The 16,871-nt window shown below is 64.1% G+C and carries 19 protein-coding genes and 1 tRNA gene; 9 read left to right on the top strand and 11 right to left on the bottom strand.

Annotation, left to right across the window (positions count from 1 at the left end):
- Positions 1 to 292: 292 nt before the first annotated feature.
- Complete coding sequence (gene rpoD, locus WI560_RS27330; RefSeq protein ID WP_375305687.1) at positions 293 to 2,428, top strand: RNA polymerase sigma factor RpoD; 2,136 nt, start codon at positions 293 to 295, stop codon at positions 2,426 to 2,428.
- A 152-nt stretch (positions 2,429 to 2,580) separates the two neighbouring features.
- On the opposite strand, the gene WI560_RS27325 is transcribed toward rpoD, so the two are convergent.
- The 3 genes from WI560_RS27325 to WI560_RS27315 all read right to left on the bottom strand — a co-directional run bounded on the left by WI560_RS27325 (position 2,581) and on the right by WI560_RS27315 (position 4,390).
- Positions 2,581 to 2,817, bottom strand: a complete 237-nt coding sequence (locus WI560_RS27325; protein WP_028134491.1) for a hypothetical protein — start codon at positions 2,815 to 2,817, stop codon at positions 2,581 to 2,583.
- Between the two features lie 480 nt (positions 2,818 to 3,297).
- Entirely contained in the window at positions 3,298 to 3,633 is a 336-nt protein-coding gene (locus tag WI560_RS27320; protein WP_375305686.1) for a hypothetical protein, read from the bottom strand.
- A gap of 229 nt (positions 3,634 to 3,862) precedes the next feature.
- On the bottom strand, positions 3,863 to 4,390 hold the full coding sequence (locus WI560_RS27315) for a hypothetical protein (protein ID WP_375305685.1): 528 nt from the start codon (positions 4,388 to 4,390) through the stop codon (positions 3,863 to 3,865).
- A gap of 153 nt (positions 4,391 to 4,543) precedes the next feature.
- On the opposite strand from WI560_RS27315, the gene WI560_RS27310 reads away from it, so the two are divergent.
- Positions 4,544 to 5,350 (top strand): lytic transglycosylase domain-containing protein, encoded by an 807-nt coding sequence (locus WI560_RS27310; protein ID WP_375305684.1) that lies wholly within the window; start codon positions 4,544 to 4,546, stop codon positions 5,348 to 5,350.
- Between the two features lie 248 nt (positions 5,351 to 5,598).
- Here the strand turns inward: WI560_RS27310 and WI560_RS27305 are convergent, their stop codons facing one another.
- A complete protein-coding gene (locus WI560_RS27305) occupies positions 5,599 to 6,429 on the bottom strand; it encodes an SDR family NAD(P)-dependent oxidoreductase (protein ID WP_375305683.1) in 831 nt (276 codons plus the stop codon).
- Between the two features lie 123 nt (positions 6,430 to 6,552).
- On the opposite strand from WI560_RS27305, the gene WI560_RS27300 reads away from it, so the two are divergent.
- The 4 genes from WI560_RS27300 (at position 6,553) to WI560_RS27285 (ending at position 10,274) form a co-directional block, all read left to right on the top strand.
- Positions 6,553 to 6,927 carry a response regulator gene (locus WI560_RS27300; RefSeq protein WP_375305682.1) on the top strand — a complete coding sequence of 125 codons (375 nt, stop codon included), beginning with the start codon at positions 6,553 to 6,555 and terminating at the stop codon, positions 6,925 to 6,927.
- A gap of 261 nt (positions 6,928 to 7,188) precedes the next feature.
- The gene (locus WI560_RS27295; RefSeq protein WP_375305681.1) at positions 7,189 to 7,800 is read left to right on the top strand and encodes a LysE family translocator; all 612 of its coding nucleotides are present in this window, start codon (positions 7,189 to 7,191) and stop codon (positions 7,798 to 7,800) included.
- 594 nt (positions 7,801 to 8,394) lie between these two features.
- Positions 8,395 to 9,612: a GGDEF domain-containing protein gene (locus WI560_RS27290; protein WP_375305680.1), complete on the top strand. Its 1,218-nt coding sequence runs from the start codon at positions 8,395 to 8,397 to the stop codon at positions 9,610 to 9,612.
- 35 nt (positions 9,613 to 9,647) lie between these two features.
- The gene (locus WI560_RS27285) at positions 9,648 to 10,274 is read left to right on the top strand and encodes an N-acetylmuramoyl-L-alanine amidase (RefSeq protein WP_375305679.1); all 627 of its coding nucleotides are present in this window, start codon (positions 9,648 to 9,650) and stop codon (positions 10,272 to 10,274) included.
- 144 nt (positions 10,275 to 10,418) lie between these two features.
- Here the strand turns inward: WI560_RS27285 and WI560_RS27280 are convergent, their stop codons facing one another.
- The 3 genes from WI560_RS27280 to WI560_RS27270 all read right to left on the bottom strand — a co-directional run bounded on the left by WI560_RS27280 (position 10,419) and on the right by WI560_RS27270 (position 13,197).
- Positions 10,419 to 10,760 carry a hypothetical protein gene (locus WI560_RS27280; protein WP_375305678.1) on the bottom strand — a complete coding sequence of 114 codons (342 nt, stop codon included), beginning with the start codon at positions 10,758 to 10,760 and terminating at the stop codon, positions 10,419 to 10,421.
- Between the two features lie 313 nt (positions 10,761 to 11,073).
- A complete protein-coding gene (rpoH, locus tag WI560_RS27275) occupies positions 11,074 to 11,973 on the bottom strand; it encodes an RNA polymerase sigma factor RpoH (protein ID WP_375157158.1) in 900 nt (299 codons plus the stop codon).
- A gap of 216 nt (positions 11,974 to 12,189) precedes the next feature.
- Positions 12,190 to 13,197, bottom strand: coding sequence for an RluA family pseudouridine synthase (locus tag WI560_RS27270; protein WP_375308924.1), 1,008 nt, complete (start codon positions 13,195 to 13,197; stop codon positions 12,190 to 12,192).
- Here WI560_RS27270 and WI560_RS27265 point away from each other — a divergent pair.
- From WI560_RS27265 to WI560_RS27255, 3 genes are all read left to right on the top strand, one after another.
- Positions 13,196 to 13,540 carry a hypothetical protein gene (locus WI560_RS27265; protein WP_028134502.1) on the top strand — a complete coding sequence of 115 codons (345 nt, stop codon included), beginning with the start codon at positions 13,196 to 13,198 and terminating at the stop codon, positions 13,538 to 13,540. The two genes, WI560_RS27270 and WI560_RS27265, sit on opposite strands and share 2 nt — an antisense overlap.
- 57 nt (positions 13,541 to 13,597) lie before the next feature.
- Positions 13,598 to 13,672, top strand: a tRNA-Glu gene (locus WI560_RS27260).
- A 392-nt stretch (positions 13,673 to 14,064) separates the two neighbouring features.
- Complete coding sequence (locus WI560_RS27255) at positions 14,065 to 14,247, top strand: helix-turn-helix domain-containing protein (RefSeq protein ID WP_375305677.1); 183 nt, start codon at positions 14,065 to 14,067, stop codon at positions 14,245 to 14,247.
- Positions 14,248 to 14,381: 134 nt separating this feature from the next.
- Here the strand turns inward: WI560_RS27255 and WI560_RS27250 are convergent, their stop codons facing one another.
- The 4 genes from WI560_RS27250 to WI560_RS27235 form a co-directional block, all read right to left on the bottom strand.
- Complete coding sequence (locus tag WI560_RS27250; RefSeq protein ID WP_375305676.1) at positions 14,382 to 14,624, bottom strand: hypothetical protein; 243 nt, start codon at positions 14,622 to 14,624, stop codon at positions 14,382 to 14,384.
- Positions 14,625 to 14,694: 70 nt separating this feature from the next.
- Positions 14,695 to 15,417, bottom strand: coding sequence for a DUF6602 domain-containing protein (locus tag WI560_RS27245; RefSeq protein WP_375305675.1), 723 nt, complete (start codon positions 15,415 to 15,417; stop codon positions 14,695 to 14,697).
- The gene (locus WI560_RS27240; RefSeq protein ID WP_375305674.1) at positions 15,414 to 16,352 is read right to left on the bottom strand and encodes an AAA family ATPase; all 939 of its coding nucleotides are present in this window, start codon (positions 16,350 to 16,352) and stop codon (positions 15,414 to 15,416) included. The genes WI560_RS27245 and WI560_RS27240 overlap by 4 nt, the downstream gene beginning before the upstream one ends.
- Complete coding sequence (locus tag WI560_RS27235) at positions 16,352 to 16,867, bottom strand: hypothetical protein (RefSeq protein ID WP_375305673.1); 516 nt, start codon at positions 16,865 to 16,867, stop codon at positions 16,352 to 16,354. The genes WI560_RS27240 and WI560_RS27235 overlap by 1 nt, the downstream gene beginning before the upstream one ends.
- Positions 16,868 to 16,871 lie beyond the last annotated feature (4 nt).

Genomic DNA, 16,871 nt, shown 5'->3' with positions numbered 1-16,871 from the left:
GAGGCTTAACGGTCTTGTAGCACTTTGGCCCAGAGGCGGCCGCAGGCAGAACAGACGCGTCAGGAATGAATCCGCGCAATCGCTGTTGGCACTACACCTGCATCCGCTGCGACAAAGAGGCTGACGAAGCGTTAGGCAATTCCGGCGAGAGAAAGTTGGGGGTGGCGAGAGACATGTGCGCCGCCCTTTCCGTGTCGAGAGCTGCCGAAGCGAGAGCGTCGAGCAACAGGTTCATGTGAATTCAGGCAGGCGCTGCCAAGCGCCTCGCATGAAGCGCGTTTAGGAGCAATGGATGGCCACCAAGGCAAAGACGCTGCAGGCGAAGGACAAGGAAAAAGACGACAAGGCAGCGGACGCGCCGGAGAAGGACTCCCAGGACGCGCCGTCGCCCTTGCTCGACCTGTCCGACGCCGCCGTGAAGAAGATGATCAAGCAGGCCAAGAAGCGCGGCTTCGTGACCTTCGATCAGCTCAACGAAGTCTTGCCGTCGGACCAGACCTCGCCCGAACAGATCGAGGACATCATGTCGATGCTCTCGGACATGGGCATCAACGTCACCGAAGCCGACGACACCGAAGGCGAGGAAGAGAAGGACGAGGGCGAGGACGAGACCGACAACGAGCTCGTCGAGGTCACCCAGAAGGCCGTCACCGAGGTCAAGAAGAGCGAGCCGGGCGAGCGCACCGACGATCCCGTGCGCATGTATCTGCGCGAGATGGGCACGGTCGAGCTGCTCTCCCGCGAAGGCGAAATCGCGATCGCCAAGCGCATCGAGGCCGGCCGCGAGGCGATGATCGCGGGGCTGTGCGAAAGCCCGCTGACCTTCCAGGCCATCATCATCTGGCGCGACGAGCTCAACGAAGGCAAGATCTTCCTCCGCGACATCATCGATCTCGAAGCCACCTATGCCGGCCCCGACGCCAAGGCCGGCATGAACAATGCGATGATATCAGGTCCCACCGGAGAGAACGGCGAAGCCACGGCCGAAGGCGGTGAGGCCGCCTCCGCTGCCGCGCCCGCCCATGTCGCCCCGCCGGCGGCGCCGCCGGCGCCGACCCCGTTCCGCGCCGCCGCTGCGCCCGGCGCCGCCGAAACCGAGGAGAAGGATCCGGCCGAGTCCGCCGCCGAGTCCGACATGGACGACGACGAGTTCGAGAACCAGATGTCGCTCGCGGCGATCGAGGCCGAGCTCAAGCCGAAAGTGGTCGAGATCTTCGACAAGATCGCCGACAGCTACAAGAAGCTGCGCAAGCTTCAGGAGCAGGACATCCAGAACCAGCTCCAGAACGAGTCGCTCTCGCCGCACCAGGAGCGCAAGTACAAGAAGCTGAAGGACGAGATCATCGTCGAGGTGAAGTCGCTGCGCCTCAACCAGGCGCGTATCGATTCACTCGTCGAGCAGCTCTACGACATCAACAAGCGCCTCGTCTCGCATGAGGGCCGATTGATGCGCCTTGCCGACAGCCACGGCGTCGCGCGCGAGGACTTCCTGCGCAACTACACCGGCTCGGAGCTCGATCCGCGCTGGCTCAACCGCGTCTCGAAGCTCTCCGCGAAGGGCTGGAAGAACTTCGTCCATCACGAGAAGGACCGCATCAAGGACCTCCGTCACGAGGTGCATCAGTTAGCAGCCCTGACCGGCCTCGAGATCGTCGAGTTCCGCAAGATCGTGCACTCCGTGCAGAAGGGCGAGCGCGAGGCACGCCAGGCCAAGAAGGAGATGGTGGAAGCCAACCTCCGTCTCGTGATCTCGATCGCCAAGAAGTACACCAACCGCGGCCTCCAGTTCCTCGACCTGATCCAGGAAGGCAACATCGGCCTGATGAAGGCGGTCGACAAGTTCGAGTACCGCCGCGGCTACAAGTTCTCGACCTACGCCACGTGGTGGATCCGGCAGGCGATCACGCGCTCGATCGCCGACCAGGCCCGCACCATCCGCATCCCCGTGCACATGATCGAGACGATCAACAAGATCGTGCGCACGAGCCGGCAGATGCTCAACGAGATCGGCCGCGAGCCGACCCCGGAAGAGCTCGCCGAGAAGCTCGGCATGCCGCTCGAGAAGGTCCGCAAGGTCCTCAAGATCGCGAAAGAGCCGCTCTCGCTCGAAACCCCGGTCGGTGACGAAGAGGATTCACACCTCGGGGATTTCATCGAGGACAAGAACGCGATCCTGCCCATCGACGCCGCGATCCAGTCGAACCTGCGCGAGACCACCACGCGCGTGCTGGCCTCGCTCACCCCGCGCGAAGAACGCGTCCTGCGCATGCGCTTCGGCATCGGCATGAACACGGATCATACGCTGGAAGAAGTGGGACAGCAGTTCAGCGTGACGCGCGAGCGTATCCGCCAGATCGAGGCAAAGGCGCTGCGGAAGCTGAAGCATCCGTCGAGGTCGCGGAAGCTGCGGAGCTTCTTGGATAACTGATCGCAGGCAGCGATCGAAAGCAAAACGACGGGCCTTGGCCCGCCGTTTTTGCTTTGCCGTCATTGCGAGCGTAGCGAAGCAATCCAGAGTCTTTCCGCGGAGGCATTTCTGGTTTACTTCGCTGCGCTCGCAATGACGTGGAGCAGCCGCGCCTACTTCTTCTTCGCCCCGACCCGCTCCAGCCGCTTGATCTCCAGCGCCGGCCGGCCGCTCTTCTCCGCGATCTCGCGGTCCTGTTCCATGATGAAGCCGCGCGCGGGCTCGTCGCCGTCGAGGCCGCCGAGCAGTTCTGCGGGCACGCGGCGGTTGGAGCGCTGGGAATCGTCTTCATAGACGACGTTGAAGAAGGCGAATTCGCCTTTGGGATTGGTTCCGGGTTTCTTGGCCATGGCGGCTTGTCGTCGATAGAGGCGCCATAGTCAAATGACTTTGCGCGCCTTTCGGGGGCGGCGGCGGAGCCGTGGCCGCGGACCCGATGCATCGGAGAACCCTGTCTCACCAATGTTCGCCTCATAAACGGCGGGCCGAAGCCCGCCGTTTATTTTGCTCTTCAGTGTCGCCCGGGGCTGGCGGGGCGACAACCTAAAATAGAATGTTATAGAAGACGCGCTGCGATGGCAAGGCGAATCATGGCGGCGGCGATGTCGCAGCGAGCGCATCAGATATGCGTTGGCGGCGATGTGTGATGTGGCGCCGCACCGAAGCAATTGTTTGAATTGTCAAGCCACTTTGTTCGTCTTTGCGTTCCTCGCGCCGCACGCATGTGGGCCGCGTCCTTGTCGGAAAGTTGCGCTGGCCTGCACGTCCTCCCGACTGCATGCAGATGACGTGATCGAACGCACGAAGCGGCTCGCATGGCGCCGCGCTTCTCATCGCGTGCGCGTGCGCCGCGTCACCTCCTGCACGGCGAGCCGCGATCCGTGCCCGCCGCCTTTGCCGCTGTCTTCCTTCCGCCCCTGCGCCATGATGGCGCTGCCCATCGCGGCCGAGCCGAAGGTGATGAGGAAGGACGCCAGCAGCAGCCCCAGCGCGACGCCGGGCGAGCTGTCGGCGAAGATCAGCTCGCGCAGACGTCCGGGATTGAGCCAGAGCAGCCCGCCGACGAGCAGCGCCGCGGCGCAGGCGCCGATCGCAAGGTTGATGGCGAGCAGGCGGAACAGGGGGATGCGGAGCAGGGAGCGGTGAGGAGGCTGAGGGTTGGACATGGCTGATTGCTTCATGCTGGCTGAAAGCGGCGATCGCGGCGCAAGCAACGGCATCATAGCGCCAACTCTCTCATCCGTCATTCCGGGGCGTGACGAAGTCGCGAGCTATGGTGCGCAATTGCGCACCTGAGAATCCATCAGGCGGCAGAGGCGGTGGAGGAATGGATTCCGGGTTCGCGCTACGCGCGCCCCGGAATGACGGGGACAAAGTGCGGCGATACCATTCCCCTCACGCCGCCGGCGCAGCCCGGCCGGCGGCTGCGTGCTGCTGCGCGGCCTGCTGGCGTTCCATCATGTTTTGCCACAGCGTGGCGATGCTCGCTTGCGTCTGCGGTGCGATCAGGCAATGGCCTTCGTTGTCGAAGCCGCAGAACCGCACCGACGGATCCTTCTTCACCTCGACCAGCGCCTGGTTGATCATCTCGAGGCAGGTGATGACCTCGCCGACGTCGTGCAGGCGGGTGTGGTGCAGGATGTCCATCAGGCGGAACGTCATCACCGCGGGCTGGCCGAAGCTGATGCCGGGACGGCCGAGCTCGAGCAGCACGTTGACCGCCGGCAGCACGCCCCTGACGTGCTCGAGCACGCCGGCGACGTCCTCCACGCTGCAGGCGACGAGATGGGACGCCTGGGGCGGGATCGTCACGGGGGCGCGGGGCGTAAGGCCGAGCGAAGAGATCACCTCCTGCTCGATCCATTGCCGCACCGCTGCGGGCGCATTGCGAATCTGCTCGGCGGTCAGGGTAATTCCGGTCATGGGTAAGTCTCCTGCGGTTCTCCTGTTGACGGCAATCTAGAAAGCAGGGAGTGAGACGGCTTGACGCGGATCAAGCCTGCTGTTTTGACGCTTGCCTCTTTCCCGGGCATGATCCGCGCTGCTTCGCGCCAGTTTTTTAGGGGATTGCTCCATATGCTGAGATCGCTTCTCGCCGCCGCGTCGGTGCTGTGTCTGGCCGGCGGTTCGGCGCAGGCCGCGCGCTGCGGCGGCGACTTCAACACCTTCGTCGCCGCCATGGCCCAGGAGGCGCAGGCGGCCGGCGTCTCGGCGAGCGTCACCAATTCGGCGCTCAGTGGCGTGGCCCCCGACCCTGCGGTGCTCGCCTTCGACCGCCGCCAGCGCTACACCTTCAACAAGACCTTCGAGCAATACGTCTCGACCCGCGTCGGCCCGGGCCGCATCAATGGCGGCCGCGCGATGCTGCAGCGCCACGCCGCGCTGCTCTCGCGCATCGAGCAGAAGTTCGGCGTGCCCAGGTACATCCTGGTCGCGATCTGGGGCCTGGAGAGCGATTTCGGCAAGGGCGACATCGGCAAGATGCCGGTGGTCCGCACGCTGGCGACGCTGGCGCATGATTGCCGCCGCACCGATCTGTTCCAGGGCGAGCTGCTCGCCGCCCTCAAGATCGTGCAGCGCGGAGACCTGCCGCTGCGCGACCTCATCGGCGCCTTTGCCGGGGAGATCGGCCAGACCCAGTTCCTGCCGTCGTCCTACATCAAGTACGGCGTCGATTTCGACGGCGATGGCCATGTCGACCTCCGGCACAGCATCCCCGACGTGCTCGCCTCGACCGCGAACCTGCTGCACACGAGCGGCTTCAAGATGGGCCAGCCCTACGGCGAGGGCACGCCCAACTTCGAGGCGATGCGCGAGTGGAACAGGGCGGTGGTGTATCGCAAGACCATCGGCTATTTCGCGGATCGCCTGGCGGGGCAGTAGGAACGCTGAATGCGTAGGGTGGGCAAAGCGCAGCGTGCCCATCACCTCCGTCGGAGGCAAGAGATCGTGGGCACGGCGCTTTGCGCCTTTGCCCACCCTACGGCTACGAGCGCGGACGAGCGACTTTGCCAACCACCCGTCATTGCGAGCGCAGCGAAGCAATCCAGCGTCTTTCCGCGGCGACAGTCTGGATTGCTTCGTCGCTACGCTCCTCGCAATGACTGTGGAGAGACATCGCCTGCCCCGACTTACGTTCCCTTCGCCATCTTCTCCAGCTTCCGTTGCAGCGGCGCCCAATAGGTGCCCGGGCGGAAGCGCTGCAGCAGGTCCATGAAGCGGGCGTCGTTGCCGATCAGGATGCGCGGCTCGTTCCTTTCGATGCCCTTGATGATGCGCAGCGCGGCGTCCTTCGGCGTGGTCTTGGCCGCGTTCTCGAACCGCTCGATCGACTGCGCGCGGCGGGCATTGTCGGTGACGCCGATTCCGGTGCGGGAATTGCGCGCGATCGCGGTGGCGACGCCGCCGGGATGCACGACCGACAGCCGGACCGGGCTGCCCGCGACGCTGAGCTCGTGTCGCACGCTCTCGGAAAAGCCGCGCACCGCGAATTTCGCCGCCGCATAAGCCGATTGTCCGGGCGGGGCGATGATGCCGAAGATCGAGGACAGGTTGACGATATGCGCTTCGCTCCTCGTCTTCAGATGCGGCAGGAAGGCGCGCGTGCCGTGCACCACGCCCCAGAAATTGATGTCGAACAGCCAGTCCATCTGCGCCTGGTCGATCTCCTCGAACGAGCCCATCAGCGCCACGCCGGCATTGTTGACGAGGATGCCGAGCTCCGGATGCGCGGAAATCGCCTCGGCCGCGAATTGCGCGATGTCGGCCGCTTCGCCGACGTCGACGCGATGCACGCTGACCTTGCGGGTCGATCCAATCTCTGCCGCCAGCGTCTTCAGCCCGGCCTCGTCGCGATCGGCGAGCGCGAGATCGCAGCCGCGCCGCGCAAGCTCGATGGCCAGCGCCCGGCCGATGCCGCTGGCCGCTCCCGTGATGGCGGCGGCGCCGCGAATCGCTGTCATGGTGTTCCCCCGTCCGATTCCCCCGCAGATGGAACTATGCTTTACATTTTTTCATAATGGAACCGAACTCCACGCGAATTTGCTCCTTAACATACGTTACGCAAGCGAGCATTGGAGACGCCGATGGGACAAGCGCAACCATTCCGAGCTACCGCGCTGATCGTGGAGGACGACGTCATGCAGCGCGAGATGTTGTGTCTCCTGCTGGAAGAGAGCGGCTATCAGGTGATCCAGTGCGAGAGCGCCGAGGCCGCCGAGCGCGTGCTCGAGAAGAGCGCCGGCGCGCTCTGCCTGATGATGACCGACGTGCAGCTCGCCGGCCGCATGAATGGGGTCGAGCTTGCCCATGTCGCCAAGGATCGCAATCCCAGGCTCGACGTCGTCGTCACCTCCGGCCGCCCGCTGATGCAGCCCTTGCCCCAGGGTGCGAAGTTCTGGGCAAAACCCTGGGCGCCGCTCGATGTGCTGCGCGAAGCCGAGCTCGCACAGCTGTCCTGATCCTCCTCGATCCGTCATCCTGAGGCGCGCGCGCCGCGGCGCGATAGCGTCGTGGCGCAAGCTTCGAAGGATGCACGGCCACCGATGCAGCCGGGCCGTCGTCCTTCGAGGCTTGCTCTGCAGCGCTGCGCGCAGCAGAACGCGCACCTCAGGGTGACGGTCTCAAGTTGTCTTGTTGGTGGAACAGGACGGTTCTCAACTCGTGTTCTTGAGGTCGAGACCTCGCTTCCGCGTCGCGAGGCGGGCTGCTATGGTTCGGCCATGTCCTGGTCCTTCCTGCTCACCTCGCTCATCGTCGTCGCCTCGCCCGGCACCGGCGTGCTCTACACGCTGGCTGTGGCGCTGACGCGCGGCTCGCACGCCAGCCTTGCCGCCGCCTTCGGTTGCACCCTCGGGATCGTGCCGCATATGTGTGCCGCGATGCTGGGGCTCGCCGCCGTGCTCCACACCAGCGCGCTCGCCTTCGCCGCGCTGAAATGGGGCGGCGTCGCCTATCTGCTCTACATGTCCTGGCAGGCGCTGCGCGAGAGCGGGGCGCTTTCGGTCGAGGGCAATATCGGCGAGCGCTCCAGCGGCCGCGTCATCGTCACCGGCTTCCTGATCAACATCCTCAATCCCAAACTGTCGATCTTCTTCCTCGCCTTCCTGCCGCAGTTCATCGCCGCGGACGAGACCCATGTGCTGGCGCGCATGCTGCAATTGAGCGGCGCCTTCATGGCGATGACCTTCGCGGTGTTCGCCGTCTACGGCCTCTGCGCCGCCTCGGTGCGCGAGCGCGTCATCTCGCGCCCGCGCGTCATGGCCTGGCTGCGCCGCAGCTTCGCCGCCGGCTTTGCCGCACTCGGCGCCAAGCTGGCGTTTGCGGAGCGGTAGTCTTCACCAGCCAATAAAAAAGCGGGCCTGTTGCCCGCCACATCCTCAATCCCCGACCCGACGCCCGGGCGGAGCGAGGCTCCACCCGGGCAAAGAACAAGCCTCGTTACTTCTTCTTCGCCTTCTTGGCCTTCTTCGCCTTCTTCTTCGTCGCCTTCTTCGCTTTCTTAGCCATAGGATCCTCTTAAGGGTTAATGGTGAAACGCGACACGAGGGATGCTCGGCGGAGGGCCAGCCTCGCAACATCCTCAGGCGCAAACTCAGCAGATTCGCAGGTCTCTGCCCCGCGCTGTCACATCGATGTCATCGCGTTATCCACAGCTCAGATGCATTTTCAGGTGATTTTGCCGCGCGAATCCGCTTCACGCCCCCGCCGCGGCGCGGCCCGCGCGTCCGCGGCAGGGCTCGATTAACGATGCCGGAGGCCGCTTTCGGGATTCATCAATCCAAAACCAACGCCGGAGTTTGCGCGATTGCGGTGAGACTCCATTAAGCGCGTCGCGCGCATGATCCTCCGCAAGAACACGGGGGCGGGGTAATGTACGGACGTTTGCCAAACGAAGAGGGCGGGACCATGCGCGTCCCGCAGTCGCCATGCTGAGCGTGCCGACACTCTGGACCGTTATCGTCATCAACTTCCTGGCGCTGGGCATGGTCTGGGCCTATGTGGCGCGCGCCTATCCCAAATTCGAGGCGGCGCGGTACTGGACGGCGGCCGCGTTTCTGGCCGCATCTGGCGCGGCGATCTCGATGCTGCGCGACGTGATGGACCCGCGCTTCCCGCTGATCGGCGGCGGCGGCATCATGATCTTTTCGTCCTGGCTCGCCTGCATGGGTGTGGCGCGGTTCTATCACCGGCCGGTGTCCTGGCCGGCCGCCATCGTCAATTCGCTGCTCGCGACCGCCGGGCTCGCGTTCTTCCTGGTCGTCGTCGACAACATGCCGATGCGGGTCGTGATCTACTCGCTGGCCCAGTCGACCCCGATCCTGCTGACGCTGCCGCTGCTGATCGGCGAGCAGAGCGGCCGGGAGAACCCCGGCGCCCGGCTCGCGGCGATCGTGGGATTTCTGCTGCTGTCGATTCACGCCGTCCGCTCCGGCGCGGCGCTGCTCGGCTATGGTGGCGCCATCACGGCGATCAACTTCAACGGCTTGCAGTCCATCATGATCCTGCTGCTGGTGTTTCTGGCCATGGGCTGGAATTTCGCCTGCCTGCTGATGGCGATCGAGCGGCTGCGCAACGAAGTCGCCGACCTCGCGCTGCTCGACGACCTCACCGGCGTCGCCAACCGGCGGCATCTGTTGCAACGCCTGACCGAGGAATGCGCCCGCTCCGAGCGCAGCCATCAGCCGTTCTCGCTGCTGGTGATCGATCTCGACGGCTTCAAGACCATCAACGACACCCACGGCCATGCCGCCGGCGATGCCTGCCTGAAGCACTTCACCCTGATGGCGCAGACGCGGCTGCGGCCCGGCGACATGCTCGCCCGCACCGGCGGCGACGAGTTCTGCGTCGTGCTGCCGTCCTCGTCCCTGCGCGAGGCCGCAATGATCGCCCGCCGCGTGCTCGAGGTCTGCCGTCAGGATGCCGAGACCTGCACCGGCAACGACATCCCGATCGCGATCTCGATCGGCGTCGCGCAATGGGATCACGGCATCGGCGCGTTCCCGGACCGCCTGATGGCCAATGCCGACCACGCCCTCTACGCCGCCAAGAAGAACGGCAAGAACGACTTTGCCGTCTACGATCCGGCGCCGCCGCTGTCGCCCGAACCGACCGGCTCGCGCGAGGCCTCGCACTATTTCGCCTGAGGCCATGCTAGATTGCGGCCGCCGTTGGACCCCGCATGATGATTGCCCGCCTGCTCGCGGCCGCTCTCGCCGCTCTCTGCCTGATTTTCCCCGCCGTCGCTGAGGACGCCGAACTGACAAGGCTCGCGCGCGCCTCCGGCACGCCCGAGATTCCCGGCCTGAAGATGGTCTGGCTGGCGCCGTGGGGTGAGGTCCGCGACGCAAGACCCTGGCGCAACATCATCGTGCACCAGACCGAGGGGCCGGCGGGCTCGGCGCGCGGCGGCGCGCTGGCGCAGGCCAAGGCCCCGACCCGCCGCGGCGTCACGCTGTGGGTCGAGACCGACGGCACGGTCTATTGGGCAGTCGCCGAAAATCTGGTGCCGACCCACGGCGACGGCGCCAACCGCAACGACAACAAGTACATCGACAACGGCCCGACCTACCGCCAGGTGGTGCGCGACAATTCGATCGGCGTCGAGTTCGCCGGCAATTATCCCGACGTCGCCGCAGGCCCGACCGAAGCGCAGGTCGCGGCGTGGAAGATCCTCGTGAAGGTGCTGCGCGCGCGCTACGACATCCCCCTCGATCGCGTCTACGCCCACAACTGGATCGACTACAAGGACGCGCGCTATTGCGAAGGCTGCTGGCTCGCGACCCTGGCGCGGATGTGGGGGGAGTAGACAGCGGGCGTCATTCCGGGGCGCGACGAAGTCGCGAGCTTCGGTGCGCGATTGCGCACCTGAGAATCCATTCATCCACCAACTCCGCGGCCTGATGGATTCCGGGTTCGCGCCAACAGGCGCGCCCCGGAATGACGGCGGCGCTCACACCGGCTGCGACATCCAGCCGAACAGCCGCGTCATCAGTCCCGGCCGGCGCGGCACTTCCGGCGGCGCGTCCGCGGCCAGCACGCGCTTGAAGAAGTAGTCCAGGAACACCATGTCGTTCGGCTCGGTGACGGTGAACGATTCCTCGCCGAAGAACACGCTGTAGCTGTAGAAGAACGGGCCCATCAGCGGGATCGTCGCCGTGCCGGCATAATCCTTCGAGATCACGAACTCCGACGGCTCGAGGCCGTGCTCGCGCATCGCCTGCTCGACCAGCGGCAACTTGCGCATGAACTCGGCCGAGAAGCCGCCGACGGTGGATTGCAGGATGATCGACACGGCGCTTGTTCACTCGCTGCTATCGGTCCGATCATTCTAGGTCGGTCGATTGGCAGCGCGGGTTCAAGGCAGGCCGGTTCCATGACGGCGGACGGATGTGGACCGGGGTGGCAGTTTCACGCGCCAACGTGATCCGCCGACCGCCACGCGGGCCGCGGAGTACTCGATGCCCCGGTCAAGCCGGAGCATAACAGCGAGGGTGGGCTGGCTTCGCGTCCAAACGATGCTCACGCCACAAACAAAAAAGCCGGCGTCACCGCCGGCTTTCTGTCTCTTTCGATCCGCCAATCTCTCTTCGCGGCCGAAGCCCCGCTCAGTGCGCGGCTTCCAGCGCGGCCTGTTCGGCCTTTGCGATCGTGCCCTTGACCGCGGACTGCACCTTCTCGAAGGCGCGGACCTCGATCTGGCGGACGCGCTCGCGCGACACGCCGAACTCGGCGGCAAGGTCTTCCAGCGTCATCGGCTCATCGGCGAGGCGGCGGGCCTCGAAGATGCGGCGTTCGCGCGGGTTGAGCACGCCCATGGCGCCATTCAGCGCCTCACGGCGATGATCATACTCCTCGTGCTCCGCCATCATGGCTTCCTGGTTGGGCGTGTTGTCGACCAGCCAGTCCTGCCATTCGCCGGCCTCGCCGTCGTCGCGGATCGGCGCGTTGAGCGACGCGTCGCCGCCGAGGCGGCGGTTCATGTCGATCACGTCCTGATCGGTGACGCCGAGGCGCTTGGCAATGACCTTCACCTGGTCGGGGCGCAGATCGCCTTCGTCCAGCGCGTTGATCTTGCTCTTCGCCTTGCGCAGGTTGAAGAACAGCTTCTTCTGGTTCGCGGTGGTGCCCATCTTCACGAGCGACCAGGAACGCAGGATGTACTCTTGAATCGACGCCTTGATCCACCACATGGCGTAGGTGGCGAGACGGAACCCCTTCTCGGGTTCGAAACGCTTCACCGCCTGCATCAGGCCGACATTGCCTTCCGAGACGACCTCGGAGATCGGCAAGCCGTAGCCGCGATAGCCCATGGCGATCTTGGCGACGAGCCGGAGATGGCTGGTGACGAGTTGGTGCGCCGCGTCGCGATCGTCATGCTCGCGCCAACGCTTGGCGAGCATGTATTCCTGCTGGGGTTCCAGCATCGGGAATTTGCGGATCTCGGCGAGGTAGCGAGATAGGCCGGATTCTCCATTGAGGACCGGCAAAGCAGCGGTACGGGCCATGGTGCGCCCTCCAAAGGTTCAGGCCCCCGATAGCGGCGGGCCAGGCAGACGACCGCTGTGTCAAAGCCGGTCGGGCTGCGATGTTCCGCGTCGGTCATTCCAACGCAAGCGCAATATACTCCATCGGGGGGCAAAAAGGGAAGGATTGCTGACGTCACGTCCCCGTGTGGCCGCTATAACTTTTTGTAATGTAACGCCTTTCTTAAAAGGGCTGCGTCATAGCGCCGCTTTCAGAGTGCTTTGCAGGAGAAGCAAATCCTCTGGTAGAGCCGCCTCCCAGTGCAGTAATTCTCCGCTCCTCGGGTGCTCCAATACGAGAAGGTAAGCATGTAGGGCCTGCCGTCCGAGCGCGGCGAGGGCGGCCTGCGATTCGGGACCGAGCTGGTTCGCCTTGGTCTTGAAATGCGGGCCATAGACCGCATCGCCCATCAGGGGATGGCCGATATGGGCGAGGTGGACGCGGATCTGGTGGGTGCGACCGGTCTCGAGCTCGCAGGCGAGCAGCGAGGCCACGGGCTTGCCGTCGCGCCCGGCAAAGCTCTCCAGGATCTCCCAATGCGTCACCGCCTCGCGCCCTCCCTGGCGCACCGCCATCTTCTCGCGCGCGTACGGATGGCGGTCGATCGGCGCATCCACGGTGCCGCGGTGCCGGCCGGGCACGCCCCAGGCAAAGGCCATGTAGCCGCGCCGCATCTCGCCGGTGCGGCCGTGATCGGCGAACTGGGCGGACAGCGAGGCGTGGGCCATGTCGTTCTTGGCGACCACCATCAGCCCGGTGGTGTCCTTGTCGAGCCGGTGCACGATGCCGGGCCGGCGCACCCCGCCGATGCCCGACAGCGAGGCGCCGCAATGGGCGATCAGGGCGTTGACCAGCGTGCCGGTTTCGTGGCCGGCGGCAGGATGCACCACCAGTCCCTTCGGCTTGTTGATCACGACGATGTCGTCGTCCTCGAACACGATGTCGAGGGCGATCTGCTCGCCCTTGGGCTCGGCGGGCGCTGCCTCCGGCACGTCGATTGTGATCGTATCGCCGGATGCGACGTGATAAGCGGGGTCGCGGACCGGGGCCGCCTTCAGGCTCACCGCGCCCGCCAGGATCAGGGTCTTGAGTCTTGATCGCGACAGCTCCGGCAGCCGCGCCGCCAGCACGCGGTCGAGCCGGGCCGAACCTTCGTCGCCGGCGACCACGACCTCTAACCTCTGCGCTGAACCCGGGCTTTCCATGACGACGTCTGACACCGCTGTTCCCGAACCGACCCCCGAGCAGGCCGCGCTGTTCGCGCGGGTGCGGCGGATGATGCTGATCGCGGGGTTGACCACGGCGCTGGCGATCTGCGCCGTGCTGATTGCGGTGGGCTACCGCCTTTTCAAGTCGGAGGGAAGGGCGCCCGAGGCGGCCGGCGACGTCACCGCCACCCTGCCCAAGGGCGCCAGGATCGTCTCGACCGGGGTTGCCGGCGACCGCCTCGTGGTCACGCTGGATCTCGGCGGGGTGATCGAGATCCGGACCTTCGACGCCCATACCCTGAAGCCTGCCGGACGGCTGAAATTCGCCAATGAGCCGTAAAAGGCCCGCCGGGGTCCTTGCGGCGGACAAATTTCGAGGCTATTGGCTAGCCCTCACGCTCCCTTCGTCTAGCGGTTAGGACGCGGCCCTCTCAAGGCTGAAACAGGGGTTCGATTCCCCTAGGGAGCGCCAGCAAACTCAGACACTTAGGCAGCCGCCAGCCGCGTTCGTCGAATAATGGTTGAATAAGACGCTGGTGAACAGCGGCGAACGCTTGCGGAATTCGCTCCCGACATTCGCAGACTGGCCTCGGCGCGGTACCTCACTGTGGCTCGAGCATTCTCGAAAAATTTGCTCGCCGCCCTTGGTGTCCGGAAATATTCAAACCGCCGCTGACGTGCGCTGTCGTACGCGAGCGCCCTCGGATGCTCGCATTGACGTTGCTCATCGCACAATCAACTCTTTTCCTTGTCGAGCTTCGTGCGAATAGGAGGGCCACGTGACATACAATCGACGAGAGAAAAACTGGCGAACAGCAGTCGCAAGCCGATCTATCCGCTCCGAAAGCCACATTACCGAGCACGATGCCATTCACCCAGCGGCTCACCTGCACGATGGACGATGCATGTGAAGTGACCGGCTTGGGGCGCACGAAGCTCTACGAGTTGATAGGAACTGGGCGTATCGTCACGACAACGATCGGACGTCGGCGACTAGTAGTGGTGCGCTCACTTCTGGCGCTCCTTGACACCAACATGTCGAACTAAACGGGGCCCGGACCATCCCCGGTAGATCCTTGACGTCGTCGAGTTGCGCAAATCCCCTCGCGGAGAGCTTGTGCGACCACCTCTCCCGACCGCGTCTAGTCGGTGACTGGTCCTCTCAATAATCACCGTAGAGCTCATTTGAGCTTCTTTACGTCCTCGTACAAGCGCTTCAGGTGCTCGTCCGACATATCGACAATGGGTTCGTACATGAATGAGTTCACGTGAATGTTTTCGGGCGTCATAAGGGCGACGCGATCGAGACAGTTGATCTGGGCCGTTTCCTTCGGAAAGCTTTCCTTGAACTTACCGATCAGGGCTTGCGTCTGATTGTATTTGATTGTTGCGAGAAATTTCGCGTCGTTTATCTTCGCGATCATGAAGCGTTCCCGCGCTTAGTGTAGGTAATATTGCTGCTAGTTGTGATTGAAGGGTCTAGCCATGGAGAGTTTAAGTCAACCAGCGCGCGTACGCCTGGATGTCGATCATCGGGACCGTGCCGCTGAACTGTAGAGTCGAGATGAGGTTGAACAAAAAGGCGGTCGCGGGCCGTCCGTCCTTCGTGAAGGTGTACGCGTTGCCTCTTGCGTCAAGCGTGAAATGTCCATGTGCGGCTACACAGCCCATATTCAGGCGTTCAATCTCATCGGTAACGCCGAGGGCTTTTTCGAGTGGCTCGCCGAAGGCAGGATTCCAGTCGCTCTCAAAAGTGAGAAGGCCGCCGAGAATCGGAATGAGCTGCTTTGCTGGATAGGTGCCGCCCGCATGAGGAATCGGAAGACTTGTACGATGCAACCGCCGTACGGTCGCAACTTTCTTTTGCGCATATTCGACCTGCGCGGCGTTGATGGCCTGCTTGGCTTCGAATGCAGCGTATACGCTTTCCGCGGGCACTATGGTTTGTCCCTGAAACTTAAAGATGAAGGGCGAGTACTGGCGGTCGAAGACCACCACATCGATCTGGTCGCTGAAATTGCCTTGGCTGTCGACGACGTGAGCTGACGCCGCCTGGTAGCGTTGCGGAAGGTATGCTTGCAACATATCCAGCCAGACCTGTTCGCTCGCATCGCCCTTTGTTCCGGGGTGCGCGAACGACTTCCGGGCAATCGCCAGCTTCTGCTGAATCTCTTCGTGAAGCCCGGACAACAACTCCGTCAACGACCAGCCGCTCATGCCGACTTCTCCTGAAATGGCGGCGTAGGCACCACTGCCTTCGCGATCTCTATGGCGCGCGCGGGAGTGACGGCCTTCGTCGGGTAGGCGTCCAGGATGATTGCGGGAAGCAGTCGCTGTGTCAGGTCCGAGAACGTGTGCCCATAAGGCATGCCCGTCTTCGGTCCTGTGGCCGTCACAACTTGTTCAATCTGCGTCGCGGAGAAGCCGAGCTCGCCAAGCGGGCGGCCAAGAAGTGCACGTCGCTGCGCGTCGTCTGGCCGTTGGAATTGCAGGATATCCGCCGCGCGACGCCGCAAAGCGGGATCAAGCGCGCCAAGCCGGTTGGTGCACATGATCACAGCAGCAGGCAGCGAGCCGTTTCCGATGCGATCGACTCCGCGGATGAATGCATTCACCCCAGCGCGGTCTTCGTGATGCATTTGCGCGGCCTCACGGGATTGCGCGAGCGCGTCGGCTTCGTCGACAAGCAGGATGATGCCACCCCGAGACTTGCCGGTTGCAGCCTTCAACTTGGAAGCGTCTGCTACGGTATGATCGAACGCGGCGGAGATGAGCTGGGTCATTTCGCCGACGCGGCCTTGGCCTCGGGTGGCAAGGCTGAGGGGAAAAAGAGTCACGTCAATATTTTCCTGGCGCGCCACCTCATCGCCAATCGTCTCGGCAAGTTCGGTCTTGCCTGAGCCAACGTCCCCTGCGAGCACCACGAGCGGCGGCCGCCGCAGGATGCTGCTCAACGAACCGTTGAGTTGCGGGTGATGGGCTTGAGCCCATTTCTTCAGGCCGTCGGGATTGATCAGCAGGCCGAGAATTTTCATGAGACGCTGCTTGTGGTCATCCAGCCCCACGAGAGCGGCGAGCCGCTGGCGCGCAAGCGGATCTGGGAAGGTCAAGCGGCGCTCAAAGAGGTCATCAAGGGTAGGCTTCATATTCATTACCAGCTCCGAACGCTCTGACGGTTGAGGGCTTGTCCGCCGGCCGAATAGGTGCGGTCGGCGGAAAAGTAGCCGGACACGCCGGGATTGTCGGAATCGCCGCGCGAGAAGGGCAGCAAGCGATGCACGGCGGCACGTGTGGCCTCGCTCGCGGTGAAGTAAGCTGAGGAATATGTCAGGAACGAACCAAAGCTGGCATTGCTCACGTCGGCACCGGCGCGCACCTTTCCCGGATCGTCGTCGTTGGCCGCCATGCCCTGCAGGTCCTGCGCGGTGTAGCGCAGCGTCGGCTCGATCCAGGAGCCGCTCCGCTGGTAGCCGTAGGTGACTTCGGACAGGAACCCAGCCTTCAGAAGCTCGGTGAGTTCAGTCTCGTAGTTCGCGATCCGCGTGTCGCTCGGCTCTCCATAGAACCGCTGCACACGCTTGAGATCAGCCGCAACTTTGGACGCCATGTGGCGCGCATGCGTCACGGTGAAGGCCGCGGTTTCCGTCAGTGCATAACTCGTGCTCATGTTC

Source organism: Bradyrhizobium sp. A11, assembly GCF_042077125.1.
GTDB lineage: Bacteria > Pseudomonadota > Alphaproteobacteria > Rhizobiales > Xanthobacteraceae > Bradyrhizobium > Bradyrhizobium japonicum_B.
Note: the sequence above shows the minus strand (reverse complement) of the source record. Positions and strands in the feature narration are given on the sequence as shown.

What these genes read in the sequence shown, in the direction of transcription:
- rpoD (WP_375305687.1), top strand. Translation starts at nt 293, where the DNA reads ATGGCCACCAAGGCAAAGACGCTGCAGGCGAAGGACAAGGAAAAAGAC.
- WI560_RS27325 (WP_028134491.1), bottom strand. Translation starts at nt 2,817, where the DNA reads ATGGCCAAGAAACCCGGAACCAATCCCAAAGGCGAATTCGCCTTCTTC.
- WI560_RS27320 (WP_375305686.1), bottom strand. Translation starts at nt 3,633, where the DNA reads ATGTCCAACCCTCAGCCTCCTCACCGCTCCCTGCTCCGCATCCCCCTG.
- WI560_RS27315 (WP_375305685.1), bottom strand. Translation starts at nt 4,390, where the DNA reads ATGACCGGAATTACCCTGACCGCCGAGCAGATTCGCAATGCGCCCGCA.
- WI560_RS27310 (WP_375305684.1), top strand. Translation starts at nt 4,544, where the DNA reads ATGCTGAGATCGCTTCTCGCCGCCGCGTCGGTGCTGTGTCTGGCCGGC.
- WI560_RS27305 (WP_375305683.1), bottom strand. Translation starts at nt 6,429, where the DNA reads ATGACAGCGATTCGCGGCGCCGCCGCCATCACGGGAGCGGCCAGCGGC.
- WI560_RS27300 (WP_375305682.1), top strand. Translation starts at nt 6,553, where the DNA reads ATGGGACAAGCGCAACCATTCCGAGCTACCGCGCTGATCGTGGAGGAC.
- WI560_RS27295 (WP_375305681.1), top strand. Translation starts at nt 7,189, where the DNA reads ATGTCCTGGTCCTTCCTGCTCACCTCGCTCATCGTCGTCGCCTCGCCC.
- WI560_RS27290 (WP_375305680.1), top strand. Translation starts at nt 8,395, where the DNA reads ATGCTGAGCGTGCCGACACTCTGGACCGTTATCGTCATCAACTTCCTG.
- WI560_RS27285 (WP_375305679.1), top strand. Translation starts at nt 9,648, where the DNA reads ATGATGATTGCCCGCCTGCTCGCGGCCGCTCTCGCCGCTCTCTGCCTG.
- rpoH (WP_375157158.1), bottom strand. Translation starts at nt 11,973, where the DNA reads ATGGCCCGTACCGCTGCTTTGCCGGTCCTCAATGGAGAATCCGGCCTA.
- WI560_RS27265 (WP_028134502.1), top strand. Translation starts at nt 13,196, where the DNA reads ATGACGACGTCTGACACCGCTGTTCCCGAACCGACCCCCGAGCAGGCC.
- WI560_RS27270 (WP_375308924.1), bottom strand. Translation starts at nt 13,197, where the DNA reads ATGGAAAGCCCGGGTTCAGCGCAGAGGTTAGAGGTCGTGGTCGCCGGC.
- WI560_RS27255 (WP_375305677.1), top strand. Translation starts at nt 14,065, where the DNA reads ATGCCATTCACCCAGCGGCTCACCTGCACGATGGACGATGCATGTGAA.
- WI560_RS27250 (WP_375305676.1), bottom strand. Translation starts at nt 14,624, where the DNA reads ATGATCGCGAAGATAAACGACGCGAAATTTCTCGCAACAATCAAATAC.
- WI560_RS27245 (WP_375305675.1), bottom strand. Translation starts at nt 15,417, where the DNA reads ATGAGCGGCTGGTCGTTGACGGAGTTGTTGTCCGGGCTTCACGAAGAG.
- WI560_RS27240 (WP_375305674.1), bottom strand. Translation starts at nt 16,352, where the DNA reads ATGAATATGAAGCCTACCCTTGATGACCTCTTTGAGCGCCGCTTGACC.
- WI560_RS27235 (WP_375305673.1), bottom strand. Translation starts at nt 16,867, where the DNA reads ATGAGCACGAGTTATGCACTGACGGAAACCGCGGCCTTCACCGTGACG.